This window comes from Campylobacter geochelonis, from assembly GCF_013201685.1.
GTDB classification, from domain to species: Bacteria; Campylobacterota; Campylobacteria; order Campylobacterales; family Campylobacteraceae; genus Campylobacter_B; species Campylobacter_B geochelonis.
On record NZ_CP053844.1, the window covers coordinates 581,077 to 596,187 of the forward strand.

Below are 15,111 nucleotides of genomic sequence, written 5' to 3' on the forward strand. Positions count from 1 at the left end.
TTGGCTATAAGATTTATCAATAAAGCTCCTTTGATTTTGAGTAATCATAAAAAATTCTAACTAAATTTTGCATTAAATAAGCTGAAAAAAATGTCATATATCTAAAATTTACACAAACAAATTTTTAGGTGTGTAAATTTGTATAAATTTATGTGAATTTAGGCTTAATTTTAAATTCGCAACAAAATTGTAACCAGCTTTTAAGAGAATAATGAATAAAATTCGAGACTAAATTTAAAACAATTCGCAAAAAGGATTTTTCATGCAAGAGAAGCATTATGAAGTTGCAGTCATTGGAGGTGGCATAAGTGGCACTGCGCTTATGTATGAGTTGGCTAGATACACAGATATCACTAAAATCGCACTAGTAGAAAAATACGAGGGGCTGGCTACTTTAAACACAAAAGCAACTGCAAATTCTCAAACTATCCATTCAGGCGATATTGAGACAAACTACACTTACGAAAAAGCTAAAAAAGTCAAACCAACAGCAGATATGATAGTAAACTACGGACTAATGCACGGCTATGAAAATAAATTTTTATTTCAAGGTCAAAAAATGGCGATGGGCGTAGGAGATAAAGAGGTTGAGTTTATAAAACAACGATATGAAGAGTTTAAAACACTTTATCCATACTTAGAACTTTTTGATAAAGAGAAGTTAAAGGAGATTGAGCCACGAATTATCTTTAAAGAAGATGGCACTCCAAGAGAAGAAGATATCGTTGCTATGGGTTGTAGAAGCGGAGTTTATACGACTATAGACTTTGGCGCTATGGCTGTATCTTTAGCGCAAAATGCGCAAAATGAACCAAACAAAACTTGTGATGTGTTTTTTAACACAGAAGTTTTAGGTATAGAAAAAGTTGGAGAAAAATTTTACTTAAAAACAGAAAATAAAGTAGCTATTAGTGCTGATTTTGTTGTAGTAAATGCTGGAGCTCACTCTCTTTGGTTAGCCCATAGAATGGGATATGGAAAGGATATGGGTTGTCTTTCGATGGCAGGAAGTTTTTATCTAACTAAACAAAAACTTTTAAATGGCAAGGTTTACATGGTTCAAAACCCAAAACTCCCATTTGCCGCACTTCATGGAGATCCTGATATCATGGCTGATGGTTGCACTCGCTTTGGGCCAACAGCGCTTCCTTTACCAAAACTAGAGAGATATCATGGACTAAAAAGCTTTCCAGAGTATCTAAAGACTTTGAATTTTAGTGGCGAGATAGTTGGTATTTTTTGGGATTTGTTAAAAGATAGCGAGATTAGAAACTATCTTTTTAGAAATATTTTGTTTGAGATTCCGGGTATAAATGTTGATTTGTTTGTAAAAGATGCTAGAAAAATCATACCATCTTTAAAAAGCGAGGATATATATTTTGCTAAAGGATTTGGTGGGGTTAGACCTCAAGTTTTAGATAAAACAAACAAAAAACTTATGCTAGGAGAAGCATCTATCAACCCAGGAACTGGCATTATCTTTAATATGACTCCAAGTCCAGGTGCTACAAGTTGCTTTGGAAATGCGTTAAGAGATGTAAAAACAGTGTGCGAATATATAGGAAAAACATTTGATGAAACTAAATTTAACGCAGAGCTACTTAAAATATGACATCGCTTGATTTTTACGCAAAAATTGAGTCTATTATAGGGCTAAATGAAGCTTGCGATAGACTCTATGAGATTTTTTTAGATGAGATTTCAAGCTTAAAATTTAGCGGTTTTAAAGCACTTGACTTTGGTTGTGGAAACGGAAATTTCGCTCTTAAACTAGCAAAGCAATTTAGCGTTATAGGCATAGATAAAAGCGCTGATATGGTAGCTCAAGCTTGCAAAAAAGGCGTTGATGCAAGGTGCGTTAGCTTAGATGAGATTAATGAAAAATTTGATTTAATCACCGCTAGTTTTGATGTTTTAAACTATATGGATAAAGCTGAATTAAAAGAATTTTTATCAAAAATTCCAAATATCTTAAACGATAACGGATACTTTATATTTGATATCAATACCAAATTTGGCTTTAGCGATATCGCAAATGGGCTGCTTTACGAAAGCGATGAAAATCAAAATCACCTTATAATAGATGCGAAATTTGATGGAAACTGCCTAGAAACACAGATGATACTTTTTGAAAAAAGTGGTGATAAATTTGCTAAATTTCAAAATCGCATCATTCAGTTTTATCACAAAAAAGATGAGATTAAAAAGCTTTTAAATTTAAAGCTATATAGGGTAAAAGAGCTAAATTTATATAGCGATACAAAAGCCGATAAACTACTTTTTGTTTTTAAAAAAGTAGCCAAATAGTTATTGTTTTTTAGGTAAAATTACAAAAAATAAAAAGGAAAATATATGATAAAAAAAACAAAGATTTTAGCCACCATAGGACCAGCAAGCGATAAAGAAGAAGTTATAGAAAACTTAGTTCTAGCAGGAGTTAATGCTTTTCGTATGAACTTTAGCCATGGAGATCACGCATATCACAAGTCAAATTTAGATAAAATCAGAAATATAGAAGCAAAGAAAGGCATTAGAATCGGCGTTTTTCAAGATATCAGCGGACCAAAAGTCAGAGTTGGCAAGCTTGATGGTATGTTTGAGCTACACTCTGGCGATAAACTTATCTTTGTAAAAGAAAAAATCGATGGTGAGCAAATCGATGAAAAAACATATAAAATTTGCATAAACCACCCAGAAATTCTATCTTTGATAAAAGAGGGCGAGTATATTTATCTGTGCGATGGAAGTATCCGCGCTAAGGTAGTTTTTGCAAGCGGGGATAGCGTTGAAGCTGTGCTTGAAAATAGTGGAATTCTTACTTCAAACAAGGGTGTAAATTTCCCAAATACAAAGATAAATATCGATGTCATCACTCAAAAAGATATGAAAGACTTAGAGTGGGGCGCTAAAAATGGAGTAAATTTTGTCGCTGTATCGTTCGTGCAACACGCAAATGATGTTTTAAGAGTTAGAGAAATTTTAAAAGGCTTTAACAGCACTGCTAAAATTTATGCTAAAATCGAGAAGTTTGACGCGGTTGAAAATATCGATGAGATTATCGCAGTAAGTGATGGTATCATGGTTGCAAGAGGGGATTTAGGCATAGAAGTGCCATACTATGAAGTGCCAAATATCCAAAAAATGATAATCAAAAAAGCAAACGAACAAGCCAAGCCAGTCATCACAGCAACTCAAATGATGCTTTCGATGACTCAAAATGACCGTGCGACAAGAGCTGAGATTAGCGATGTGGCAAATGCGGTTTTAGATGGAACAGACGCAGTTATGCTAAGTGAGGAAAGCGCTGTTGGAAAAGATCCAGTCGCGGTTGTTAAGGCTATGACTAGCACCATAATAGAGGTTGAAAAAATATATCCGTATAATAAATTTGATAATTATGAGTTTTACGATGAAACCGATATGGTCGCATCTAGTAGTTGCTTGCTTGCAACTAGACTTAAGGCTAAAGGGATTTTATCTATCACTGGCTCTGGAAAATCAGCGATAAAAATGGCAAGAAGTAGAACTGATATCAAAATTCTAGCTATCGCCCACGATGAGCAAACAGCTCACTCGCTAACCCTTGCGTGGGGCGTTATACCAGTTTTGGTAAAACCAAAAAATGCGGTAACCTTGCTTGTGTCTGATATCATAAAAGATCTGTATAACAAAGGCGCTATAAGTGATGAACTAACTTACGTTATCACAGCGGGCTTTCCAACGGGCGTTGCAGGAAGCACAAACTATATAAGAATTCTCAAAAAAGATCAAATTCGCTACTATCTTGATATATAATCTACAAAAACCACCTAAATTTAAACGATTTAGGTGGTTAAATTTTAAAATTTATACTAAATTTTTGCATAAGAGGAAAGTATGAAAACTATTTTAATAACTGGTTGTTCAAGCGGCATAGGCTATGTCTGCGCAAAAGAGCTTAAAAAAGATGGTTATAATGTACTAGCAACCGCTAGAAAAGCCAAAGATGTAGCAAGACTAAAAGATGAGGGACTAAATGCTTTTCAACTTGATATAAGCAATCAAGAGAGCATTTTAAGTGCTGTTGAGTGGGTAAAAACACAAACAGATAAGATAGACTTTTTGTTTAACAACGCAGGATACGCCCAACCAGGAGCCGTTGAGGATTTGACGATGAGTTTGCTTAGGCAGCAGTTTGATACGAATCTCTTTGGGGCGATTTTTTTGACAAATCAAATTTTAAAACTTATGAGAGAACAAGGAAGTGGTAGGGTTATATTTAATAGCTCGATTTTAGGCTTTGTAGCGATGAGTTACAGAGGCTCGTATAATGCTAGTAAATTTGCTATGGAGGGGCTAGTCGATACTTTAAGGCTTGAACTTTATAACACAAACATAAAAGTAGCTTTAATCCAGCCAGGTCCAATAACAAGCGATTTTCGTAAAAATGCGTTGGCTAAATTTAGAGAAAATATCGATATACATTCAAGCTTTCATAAAGAAATTTATATAAAAACGCTTAAAAGGCTTGAAAGCGAAGAAAAAACAAAATTTGAGCTAAGTGAATTTGCGGTTTTAAAAGCTCTTAAAAGGGCGATGGAAGATAAAAATGTCAAGGCTAGATATCAAGTCACGACTCCGACTGTTTTGATGTGGTATCTAAAAAAGCTCTTGCCAACAAAACTTTTTGATAGGTTGGCTATAAAAGCTGGAGATTAAACTTAGATTGGATTTGAACTTTTAGGTTGAGAAGGACTTTAAGGACTCGCGGTTTAGCTTTTGGTGTATAAATTTAGCTTGATGTGAGTTAAAATGTGATTGTTGTGGTGGTTTGTTTTTGACTTTTATTTTTAGCTTTTGTAAAATCTCACTTAATCTTTAAAAAATGTTTGTTAGTGATAAAAATGTCTCTTAATATGTCCCTCAATCCAGCGATGGTAAGCAATGGTAGTATAGCCACCATCGCTACAGTTTTCCCAACCATTTACTAAAACACCCAAACCACCGACTATACAGTGCAAATTTTACATTGTAAAATCTCATTTAAGCCTTAAAAAATGTTTGTTAGTGATAATGATACTTGTCCGTTAGACGTCTGTAAGCCTTAACAACGTTCCTTAATCGCTAATATGTGTCTTAATCAAACAATATATTTATTGTTAATATTTGTAGCAAGCAGAGTCAAAATATAAATTTAACATAGATATAAAAATCTATTGAATTGCATTTAAGGCGGTTTGAACTATTTTTTGAAGATTTGAAAATATTTTGAAATATTTTTGAATGACTTTTGAAGTTTTTACGTAGTTTTGCAAAAAAATGCCTAAATTTTGCCCAAATTCGCATTTTAAGTTCTTATTTTTTCCCTTGCTTTTTTTCTCTTAAATCACGCTATAATCGCACTTTTAAACCCATTTTTACCACTTCTTACTTTTTTACATTCTATATAAGATTTATCACTTTTTATCTTTTTTAGCTTGTTTTGACTTTTTATTTTTTTATTCTTGACCTTTATTTTTATTTTTTAGTTTGTTTTGACTTTTGACTTTTATAATATAGAATTTAAAATCGTAGTATAAATTTAGAGAAATTCTAAAGATATTTTGGTTTTTAATCCACCCAACTCAACCCAATCGCACGCACACCACGCACACCACGCACACCACGCACCACGCACCACGCACCACGCACCACGCACCACGCACCACGCACCACGCACCACGCACCACGCACCACGCACCACGCACCACGCACCCAAAATCCAAAATCCAAAATCCAAAATCCAAAATCCAAAATCCAAAATCCAAAATCCAAAATCCAAAATCCAAAATCCAAAATCCAAAATCCAAAATCCAAAATCCAAAATCCAAAATCCAAAATCCAAAATCCAAAATCCAAAATCCAAAATCCAAAATCCAAAATCCAAAATCCAAAATCCAAAATCCAAAATCCAAAATCCAAAATCCAAAATCCAAAATCCAAAATCCGAGTTTGAGTTGTGAGTTTATAAAATTTGTTAGAAGTCATGATTTAAAGCAAATTTTTGTTTTTAAAAGCGAGCTGTAAAAATTTAGTTAAGTGCGAAAAATTAAAATTTTAGCTAAATTTATAAAACATTTTTATATTAAATTTAAGATTTATGACATTTTGAGATAAGAGTTATTTGCTACATTTTTGAAAAATGATGTTAAATTTAGTAACTTTGTGTAATCAAATTTGATTTAACAATCTTGTAAACTTTGATGATAAAGAGATGTTTAATGCTATAAATTCGCTTTTATAGTGTAGTAAGAATTCCTATCACCGACCACATAAATAAAATTTTATATGGCAAATATATTACATTTAAACCGCGCGCAGTATCTTAAATCAGCCAAAATATAGCGCAAAATTCTATAAATTTACTACGTTTAAATCACATTTATTTACTGCGTTAAAGTTTAGTAAAAGATTGTGCGGTTATAAAATGATATATTTTTTAAGATGATTTAAAAAATAAATTTTGCGCTTTAATTGCCGCCTTTAAAACTATGTTTTTATGATACCGGTTTTTTGAGTAAGTTTTAAGCTTATTAAAAAGTATGTTGTCTAATCCAAATTTAAATTATATAATCAAACGCAATATGTAAATTTTGTAAGCTACAAAGCAGAAATCTAAATTTATAAGAGTTTTTAAAAATCGCGAGAGTATTTTAAATTTATTATTAAAGTAACTAAATTTATTATTAAAAGTTATAAAAAATGAGATTTATTTTCGCATTTACTTTAACACTTCGACAAACTAAAATTTAACTAAAATTATATCAAAACAGCAAGCTTTTAACATCAAACTAGCATCAAAAGCTATAAGGTTTATGTATCCATCCTACTGCTCATAGCCTTCATCAAAGAGAGCATATCGACATTATCAAGGCTAACGCCAGTTGGAATTCCTTGTGCGATTTTGCTAAAATGAAGATTAAAATCTTGAAGCTTATCTTCGATATAAAGCATAATCCCATCGCTGTTAATGCCTGGAGTTAGCGCAAAAATCACCTCTGAAGTTCCATTTTCTTTTATAGCTAAGCGAAGCTTCTCAACGATTTCATTATTTACATCATCAAGCACGAAATAAAGCCCATTATAAACTTTGCTTTGTTCTAAAACAAGCAGATCTTTCGGGCTTTCTACTAAGCAGATTAAAGATCTATCTCTATCTAAATCAGCGCAAATATCGCAAATTTCGTTCTCGCTTAAAGCACCACACTTTTGGCAACGCTTTAAAAACGAAACCGCATCTTCTATACTGTGAGCTAAATTTAGCCCAGAGAAAGAATCGACCAAACTAACGTGATAAGCGTATTTCAAAGCCGATTTTTTGCCAACTCCGGGCAGTTTTTCAAAGCAGGCAACCAAATCATCAAATTTGCTTATACCTTGTCTCATTTATCTTTTCTTTTTTTAAGAAATTTGCCTTTTTTTGGTATTTCACAGCTACTTTTAGCGCATTGTTTAAACTCGATCACAAAGTTATGAGTGCTATCGCTATAAAAGTAATCAAAACAGAATTTATGCATAGATGAAATTTTATCAACTATATATAGTCCAAGTCCCATTCCTGAGACCTTTTCGTTTCGATTTCTAATAAATGCTTGTTTATAATGCTCAATTGACATCGCAAGCGGTTTGCCGACATTTTGTATGCAAATTTTCTCTTTAGTACAGATGATATTTACTTTTCTATCATCTGAATATTTTAGCCCATTATCAATCAAATTCTTTATCGCCAAGGCAAAAAGCTGAAAATCAACGTTTATAACCACATCATCTTTTAAATCAACAAAAATCTTTTTATCCCAGTCATCGAGCATCAAAAGATCTTTTACCTGCTCGAGTATAAGGCTTAAATGGCACTCTTGATAGTTTAGAGAGTAAGATTTGGTTAAAAGTTGCTCGATTTTAGCAAATTCGTTTATGAGAATTTCAAGTCTTTCAAAAACATTAATCAGCCTTGCTTTTTGCGTTTCATCATCTATCATCTCTGAAACGATACGACCTTTTCCGATAGGAGTTTTTAACTCATGCATAATGGCTCGTAAAAAAAGCTGGCGAGATCTCACAAGCTCTCTAATCTTTGAAACTGCATTATCAAATTCGGTTGCAAGTTCGCCTATTTCATCATCGCCTTTAACTTCAGAACAAACTATCTCTAAATTTCCAGCTGCAAATTTTTTGATGTTGTTGTTAAGTTTTTTAAGAGGCGATAGGCTTCGCATAACAGACAGATACAAAGATATTAAAAGCGTGATAGTAAGGAAAAACCCAACCCAAAGCGGATCGTTTAAATTCTTTGTGCCAATACTTTCAAAAGTTACATTAAAAGATTGATTTTTTATATGCAAAAATAGACTGTTGTGGTAGCGAATCGAGATAAACTCACCCACTGGAGTTAAATTTGTAAAAACCATATCTCCACTAGAAAGGACGTTGCTAACTAAATTTTTATCTTTAACTACTTCAAGGTTAAAATTTTTAAAATATTGCTGTATATCTTGAGGAGGTATAGCTCTATCGTATAAATTTAAAAGATAGCTAATAGAATTTAACTGAGAGTTTTTCATCCTATCTAATGCTTGATTAGTTTGCATCATTCCAAATGTAACAAACAAAACACAAACCAAAGTAAAGGCAATGGCGAAAACCATGCCTATTTTAGTACTTAGCGAGTATCTCATCCTATAAGTTTATATCCTATTCCGCGAACTGAAAATATGTGTTTTGGGTTTTTAGAGCTATCGCCGATTTTTGATCTTAAACGACCGATTATAACATCTAAGCTTTTTGAGTCCTTGTCTTTAAGGCTTTTGCAGTGATAAACTAACTGCTCGCGTGAAACTGAAAAGCTGTGTTGTTTGATGAGGTATTCTAAAATTTCATACTCAGCTGGAGTTAAAACCAAGGCTGTTTCGTTGTATAAAATTTCATGTCTTTTCTCATCAACTCTAAATATACTATCTACAACATTTTCATCTACTTGAGCTGTTTTTTTATAACGTCTAATCAAGCTCATAATTCTTGCGTGCATCTCTTTTGGATCATAAGGTTTTGGCATATAGTCATCTGCACCTATTTGGAGTCCTACGACTCTATCGCTAACATCGCTTCTAGCGGAGCTGATGATGATAGGTATATCGTATTTCTCGCGAATTTCTTTACATACCTCTAAGCCATCCATTCCTGGTAAAGTAAGGTCTAGTATGAGTAAATCATAGTTTTTTATACCAGCACTTAATCCTAAATATGGGTCTTCATAGTTTGTAACTTTTATGTTAAATTTAATTAGATACTCCGACAAAATTTGCGCGAATTCGTAATCATCTTCAATCATTAAAACATTAATCATATAAAATCCTTTCGTAAACTAATTTGCAATTATAACCTAAATTTGTAAAGATTTATGAATATTTCAAAGATTTTAGGTAAAATAAAGACTTTGATTTAATTTAATTTGGAGATATGCATTGGTTGATATTGATTATTATGAAGTATTAGAAATTTCGCGTGATGCCGATAATGAAACGGTAAAAAAGGCATTTAGAAGGCTTGCATTGAAGTATCACCCAGATAGAAATCAAGGCGATAAAGAGGCTGAACATAAATTTAAAGAGATAAACGAAGCTTATCAATGTCTTGGCAATGAAGAAAAAAGAGAAATCTATGATAGATATGGAAAAGCTGGATTAAATGGTTCAAGTGGCGGTTTTGGTGGCTTTGAGGATTTTGATTTAGGGGATATTTTTAGTTCATTTTTTGGTGGCGGTTTTCAAGAATCAAGAAAACCAAAAAGCGTTGATAACTATCCGCTTGATGTCGAGATATCTTTACGAGTTGATTTTAAAGACGCTGTGTTTGGGGTGCAAAAAGAGTTAAAATATAAGATTAAAACTCCATGCAAAACTTGCAATGGTTCTGGCTCAAAAGATGGCAAAAAAACTACTTGTCCACACTGTGGTGGTCGAGGTAAAATCAGCGAGCGTAGAGGCTTTATGAACTATATCCAAACCTGCCCATACTGCAAAGGAAGCGGACAAATCATAAAAGAAAAGTGCGAAAAATGCCATGGGCTTGGATATGATGAGGAAGAAATCAGCTTTAAATTTGATGTCCCAAAAGGTGTTGATACTGGACTTAAAATCAGAATAGCAGACAAAGGAAATCTATCAAAAACTGGCGAATATGGAGATTTATATGTCAATATAATAGTCAAAGAAGATGATAAATTTATAAGAAATGGCGATGATGTTTATGTAGAAATTCCTGTATTTATAACTCAAGCTATGCTTGGTGAGTGTATTCTGATACCAACATTGCGTGGAGAAAAAGAGCTAAGACTTCATGTTGGAACAAAAGATAAAGAGCAATTTGTCTTAGAAAAAGAGGGTATTGAAAATATAAGAACCAAAGAGATGGGAAGACTTATACTGCAAGTTTCAATCAAAATGCCAAAAAAACTAGATGAACAACAAGAAAAACTACTAAAAGAGCTTCAAGATAGTTTTGGTATAAAGAGTAATTGTGTTATAGAAGAAAATTTGTTTGATAAAATAAAAGGGTGGTTTAAGTAGAATTTATCGCCCAAAAAAGGGCGATAAATTAAAATTATTCAAAGTCTACTATAAGTTTATCTATCTTTTCTAATAATACTTTTTTAAGTATTGGTTTTGTTAAAAAGTCGTTTGCGCCTTTGTTAAATGCCTCTCTTTTTACGGCTTCATCTGTTGTTATAACAATAACAGGTTTTGAAAAAGCATTTTTTCTAGCTTTTAAGTTATCTAAAAACTCAAGACCATTCATAACTGGCATAACTATATCTAAAAGCACCAAGTCTATATCATCTCTTTGATCTATGATATTTAGACCATCAAGACCGTTTGTGGCCTTGATGATTTCTCCGACTGATTCATGGCTTTTTAACATCGCTTCTAAGAGCTTTAAATTTATAAAGTCATCATCAATGGTAAGTATATTTATTTTTCTCATATTCATCTACCTTATATATATTTTTTAACTAAATTTTCAAGGGTAGATTTGTTTATGCTACTACTTGCTACCTCTGTGAACTGTCTTTCTAGCGATCCAACATCATCCTTATCTAAATTCGCAAACAAAATCGTGCTTGTGCTAGAACTATTTTGCTCATTTAGTGTATCGTTTAGAGCTGAAGGACTGAAATTTGGAACTTTGTAATCTACTAAAACTAACTTATATGAGTTTTTGTTTAACAAATCCAAAAGTTCATCCATACTTTCTGCTGTGTCTATTTTATCTATTTGTTGTTTTAAGATGCTATTGAAAATTTTATTTTCTAGTCTGCTTTTTTTACAAACTAGCACATCTCTTTTTTCCAAATTTATATCTTGTTTCTCTGCTGTTTTTTCTACGGCTGGAGCTTGGCTTTGAACCTTATCTTCAACTATTTGAGCTTTTTTCTCAGGTGCTTGAACTTTAGGTTCGACTACCTGAGCTTCATAAATAGGTTTGCTTGGTTTGACCTCTTCTATAACAATATCATCTTGCGGTATTAATACCTCTTTTCTTACAACAACTGGTTTTTGTCTTACAACATCTTTAAGAACGATTTTTGGTTTTAAAACTTTTTTGATGACAGTTTTTGGAACTTTTTGCACAACTGTTTTTTTAACTTTTTGTTTTTTAGTTGTGGTTGTTGTTCCGCCTGCGCCAACTCTTTTATCCGATATAAATGTATCTAGCATGCTAGCTAGGATATCTTTTTTAATCGGTTTTGTGCAGTACTCATCAAGTCCTTGAGACATAAATCTCTCTCTATCGCCCTTAAGTGCGTTTGCTGTAACGGCTACTATAGGAACGTGTGGGAGGTTGTTTGTCTCTTCATATAGTTTGATTTGTTTTGTAGCCTCAACACCATCCATAACCGGCATAGCGATATCCATAAAGATAAGATCAAAGTCATTTTCTTTTCTTTGCTCAAGTGCTAATAGTCCGTTTTCTACTATAGTTAAATTCATACCAAAGCTGCTTAATGTGTGTCTTATAAGCTTTTGGTTGATTTCGTTATCTTCTGCTATCAATATATTTGCATTATATGTAGCTTTTAAAGGATCATCAGAATCGCCACTTGCAGCTGCATTTGCTACAACCACTGGAACTTCAATCTCCTCTTCAATTTCAACTTCTTGATCTACATACTCAGTTACAGTTTCTTCTACCTCTTCAAATTCTTCTACCTCTTCTTGAACGACTTCATCAACCATTATAGTCTCTTCGATAATTTTGGTTTGAGGCGCTCTAGGTTTAGGAGTCTCTTTGATGACTTGCTCTACTTTTGGAGTAACAATTTCTTGAATAACTTCTTCATATACAGGCTCTTTCTTGGCAACTGGAGTCTCTATACGGATAGGCTCTTCTTCAAGTTTAATTTCATCAAAAGTATCTATATGAATCGGCTCATCAATGCTATCATCGATTTTGGTATCTTTTACAGGTACTGGCTCTTTTGCTTTTTCAGGCTCTTTTTCAAAAATAGCATCTAACTCGTCTAAATCAAGGATTAGTGGAGACTCATCAGCTTCTTTTGTATCTATATCTAAAGGAGTTATCTTGATATCTTTTGTGTTTTTATCATCAAGACTTGCTTGTATCTCTCTTTCAAGTTCGTGATCTAGCTCGTGAGTATCGATAATGTTATGTGTTTTTTCTGTGCTATCTTTACCTTTTAAGATATCTCTTAAATCTGGCTTGCCTACTCGTGAAGCTTCTTGTTTAGCAACGCTTTGTCTTATCTCATCTTTTTGTACTGTTTTAACTGTTGGTGAGACTATTCTTTCTTCTTTGCTAGATGAAGTTGATAGTTTTCCAGCTTTTTCAATCTTATCAACAAGTTTAAGTATCTTAGTAACGTTCATAGGTTCTGATAATGTGTAGATGTTTGCATCTGTTATGCTAAGTACTTGTAGTTCTTTTGGTTTTGCACTAATTACAATAGGAATATCTACATTTTTATCTAGCATTGAGTAGTTTTCTAGTCTTACTATCAATATATCAGAGTGAGTTCTATCTATGTTATCATCTTTATCAAATAGCTTGACATATCCACCCATATACTCTATGTATTTTTGAGCGATAACGTTATAAGCGTGTGCTGGTGAATTTGTTAATATAGCAAATCTTCTGCCTTTGATGTTTTGATATATATTAAGTGCATTTGTTTTTGCTGTTTCTTTAAATGATAGTGTAAAGAAGAATGTTGAGCCTTCTCCCTCGGTTGATTCAACTTGAAGTGAACCACCCATCATTGAAACGTATTTTGAAGAAATTGTAAGTCCAAGACCTGTTCCGCCATACTGTCTAGTTACTGTAGAGTCAGCTTGTGAGAATGCATTAAAGATGTTTTCTAGTTTATCTTCTGCTATACCAACACCACTATCTTTAACGCTAAAGCTAATGATTGCCTCGTTATCTTTTTTAGACTCTTGACGAGATATTTCAACAAAAATAGTACCGTTTTCTGGAGTAAATTTAACCGCGTTACTCATTAGGTTAATTAAAACCTCTTTTATCTTAGTAACATCGCCATATAGGTGATTTACCAAGCTTGGATCGATATAAGATAGTAAGTCGATATTTTTCTCACTAGCTTTTGCAACATAAATTTCAATAGCACTTTCAAAGTCTGAAATAGGGTCAAATAAAATATCTTCAAGTTCGACTTTGTTACTTTCAATTTTAGAAACATCAAGAATATTGTTGATAATGGTTAGTAGGTTCTCAGAACTTCTTTCTATGGTATCAACATAGTCTCGTTTTTCTTCATCTAGGTCTGTATTTTTAAGTAACTCGGTAAATCCTATAATACCATTTAGTGGAGTTCTTATCTCATGCGACATGTTCGCAAGGAAGATTGATTTTGCTTTATTTGCATCTTCAGCGGTTGCTTTTTGCATCGCGATAACGTCCACCGCATCTTGTATGATAGAGTAGGCTCTTGTGATACCTTCTGAAGTTCTTAGATCTATTTTTATATCTTGGTTAGATATTGAGCCTATACTATTTAAAACTGTATCAAGTTCTTCTAAGTTCTTTTGGAATTTGCTAATAACTCTAAGTGAGATTAAGAATAGTATCAAAGATAGTATCCATATACCTACAGCAAAGGTAAGTTGTTTTTGAATGTTTTCTTTATAGGCAACTGTTTGTTTGTTAAGCTCTTCATCGATTTGTTTCATAACTTTTTTAGTTACAGCAATTTGTTGACTTACTACCGTAAACCACTCAACAAATGTTACGCTATACTCTTCAGAAACAGCATCTTGTTGAATTTGAGCATTGATAGTGTTTGCGTTTGCTATGATATCTTGAGTCTCTTGTGATGCCATTAATGCTTGGATAGATTTTTTGGTATCTGAGTTAGGTAGTGTATCATAAGATAAGAATGAACTCTTGTTATCTAAATCCCTTAAATATCTTAACTCTTTTTCTGTTAAAGCTCTATTTGAAGCGAGGATTGACGATACATAGTCTCTTTTTGCTGCTGATGCATCAACACTTTCATATGATAGTATCAAGTTTGCAACCAAGAATGAAATCTCTGGGGTTATCGCATTATCTTGTACCTTTTTTAGGTAGTTTATATACTCTTTATCTATCTCTCTAAAGTATTTAAAGAAAATATCGTTAAAATCAATTTTTAAACTATCGATATTTTGTCTAACTTGAGTGATTTGTTTTACATAAGTTATGATGTTTGTCATCTCTTTTGGAACAATTGGTTTTTCTATAAATGATATGATATCTTCGTGTTTGGTATCATAGTTAGTATAGAAATCTTCAAAAGTTTTTATAGATTTATCTACATTTAATCTTTGTTTCTTTAGTACTTCACCACCGCCAAATTTACCATTACTTCCTGAAAATATAGCGCTAAGTCCTCTTTCGCTTCCTATATCATCAATTAACTTAGCAAGATGCGATATATCTTGTGTTTGAATGTTGAGCCTGTTAGCTACTTGATAGTTCTTATAAGACTGGTATAAGTTATAACTAATCAAAGCAACTATTATAAGTACTGGAATACCAGTAATTAACTTCAGCGTAGTCGTTGTATTTAGCTTCATC

The 15,111-nt window shown here is 32.9% G+C and carries 11 protein-coding genes; 5 read left to right on the forward strand and 6 right to left on the reverse strand.

Going from position 1 to position 15,111, the window contains the following annotated elements; translation table 11 throughout:
* Nucleotides 1–262: 262 nt before the first annotated feature.
* From CGEO_RS02790 to CGEO_RS02805, 4 genes are all read left to right on the forward strand, one after another.
* The gene (locus CGEO_RS02790; RefSeq protein ID WP_075495073.1) at nucleotides 263–1,612 is read left to right on the forward strand and encodes an FAD-dependent oxidoreductase; all 1,350 of its coding nucleotides are present in this window, start codon (nucleotides 263–265) and stop codon (nucleotides 1,610–1,612) included.
* The gene (locus tag CGEO_RS02795) at nucleotides 1,609–2,307 is read left to right on the forward strand and encodes a class I SAM-dependent DNA methyltransferase (RefSeq protein ID WP_075540260.1); all 699 of its coding nucleotides are present in this window, start codon (nucleotides 1,609–1,611) and stop codon (nucleotides 2,305–2,307) included. Before CGEO_RS02790 ends, CGEO_RS02795 begins: the two co-directional genes overlap by 4 nt.
* 45 nt (nucleotides 2,308–2,352) lie before the next feature.
* Nucleotides 2,353–3,795 (forward strand): pyruvate kinase, encoded by a 1,443-nt coding sequence (pyk, locus tag CGEO_RS02800; protein ID WP_075495077.1) that lies wholly within the window; start codon nucleotides 2,353–2,355, stop codon nucleotides 3,793–3,795.
* An 81-nt stretch (nucleotides 3,796–3,876) separates the two neighbouring features.
* Complete coding sequence (locus tag CGEO_RS02805; RefSeq protein WP_075540259.1) at nucleotides 3,877–4,698, forward strand: SDR family NAD(P)-dependent oxidoreductase; 822 nt, start codon at nucleotides 3,877–3,879, stop codon at nucleotides 4,696–4,698.
* Between the two features lie 891 nt (nucleotides 4,699–5,589).
* On the opposite strand, the gene CGEO_RS02810 is transcribed toward CGEO_RS02805, so the two are convergent.
* The 4 genes from CGEO_RS02810 to CGEO_RS02825 form a co-directional block, all read right to left on the reverse strand.
* Nucleotides 5,590–6,006, reverse strand: a complete 417-nt coding sequence (locus CGEO_RS02810; RefSeq protein ID WP_172658064.1) for a hypothetical protein — start codon at nucleotides 6,004–6,006, stop codon at nucleotides 5,590–5,592.
* Between the two features lie 825 nt (nucleotides 6,007–6,831).
* Nucleotides 6,832–7,404 (reverse strand): recombination mediator RecR, encoded by a 573-nt coding sequence (gene recR / locus CGEO_RS02815; protein WP_075495081.1) that lies wholly within the window; start codon nucleotides 7,402–7,404, stop codon nucleotides 6,832–6,834.
* A complete protein-coding gene (locus CGEO_RS02820) occupies nucleotides 7,401–8,693 on the reverse strand; it encodes an ArsS family sensor histidine kinase (RefSeq protein ID WP_075495083.1) in 1,293 nt (430 codons plus the stop codon). Before CGEO_RS02820 ends, recR begins: the two co-directional genes overlap by 4 nt.
* The gene (locus CGEO_RS02825; RefSeq protein ID WP_075495085.1) at nucleotides 8,690–9,361 is read right to left on the reverse strand and encodes a response regulator transcription factor; all 672 of its coding nucleotides are present in this window, start codon (nucleotides 9,359–9,361) and stop codon (nucleotides 8,690–8,692) included. Before CGEO_RS02825 ends, CGEO_RS02820 begins: the two co-directional genes overlap by 4 nt.
* 118 nt (nucleotides 9,362–9,479) lie before the next feature.
* Between CGEO_RS02825 and dnaJ the strand changes: the two genes are divergently transcribed.
* On the forward strand, nucleotides 9,480–10,583 hold the full coding sequence (dnaJ, locus tag CGEO_RS02830) for a molecular chaperone DnaJ (RefSeq protein WP_075540258.1): 1,104 nt from the start codon (nucleotides 9,480–9,482) through the stop codon (nucleotides 10,581–10,583).
* 34 nt (nucleotides 10,584–10,617) lie between these two features.
* Here dnaJ and CGEO_RS02835 read toward each other — a convergent pair whose 3' ends face one another.
* Together CGEO_RS02835 and CGEO_RS02840 are read right to left on the reverse strand one after the other, a co-directional pair.
* On the reverse strand, nucleotides 10,618–10,998 hold the full coding sequence (locus CGEO_RS02835; protein ID WP_075495089.1) for a response regulator: 381 nt from the start codon (nucleotides 10,996–10,998) through the stop codon (nucleotides 10,618–10,620).
* A gap of 11 nt (nucleotides 10,999–11,009) precedes the next feature.
* Nucleotides 11,010–15,110: a response regulator gene (locus CGEO_RS02840; protein ID WP_075540257.1), complete on the reverse strand. Its 4,101-nt coding sequence runs from the start codon at nucleotides 15,108–15,110 to the stop codon at nucleotides 11,010–11,012.
* Nucleotide 15,111: the final 1 nt, after the last annotated feature.

Coding starts and splice junctions, on each gene's coding strand:
- CGEO_RS02790 (WP_075495073.1), top strand. CDS start 263: ATGCAAGAGAAGCATTATGAAGTTGCAGTCATTGGAGGTGGCATAAGT.
- CGEO_RS02795 (WP_075540260.1), top strand. CDS start 1,609: ATGACATCGCTTGATTTTTACGCAAAAATTGAGTCTATTATAGGGCTA.
- pyk (WP_075495077.1), top strand. CDS start 2,353: ATGATAAAAAAAACAAAGATTTTAGCCACCATAGGACCAGCAAGCGAT.
- CGEO_RS02805 (WP_075540259.1), top strand. CDS start 3,877: ATGAAAACTATTTTAATAACTGGTTGTTCAAGCGGCATAGGCTATGTC.
- CGEO_RS02810 (WP_172658064.1), bottom strand. CDS start 6,006: ATGACTTCTAACAAATTTTATAAACTCACAACTCAAACTCGGATTTTG.
- recR (WP_075495081.1), bottom strand. CDS start 7,404: ATGAGACAAGGTATAAGCAAATTTGATGATTTGGTTGCCTGCTTTGAA.
- CGEO_RS02820 (WP_075495083.1), bottom strand. CDS start 8,693: ATGAGATACTCGCTAAGTACTAAAATAGGCATGGTTTTCGCCATTGCC.
- CGEO_RS02825 (WP_075495085.1), bottom strand. CDS start 9,361: ATGATTAATGTTTTAATGATTGAAGATGATTACGAATTCGCGCAAATT.
- CGEO_RS02835 (WP_075495089.1), bottom strand. CDS start 10,998: ATGAGAAAAATAAATATACTTACCATTGATGATGACTTTATAAATTTA.
- CGEO_RS02840 (WP_075540257.1), bottom strand. CDS start 15,110: ATGAAGCTAAATACAACGACTACGCTGAAGTTAATTACTGGTATTCCA.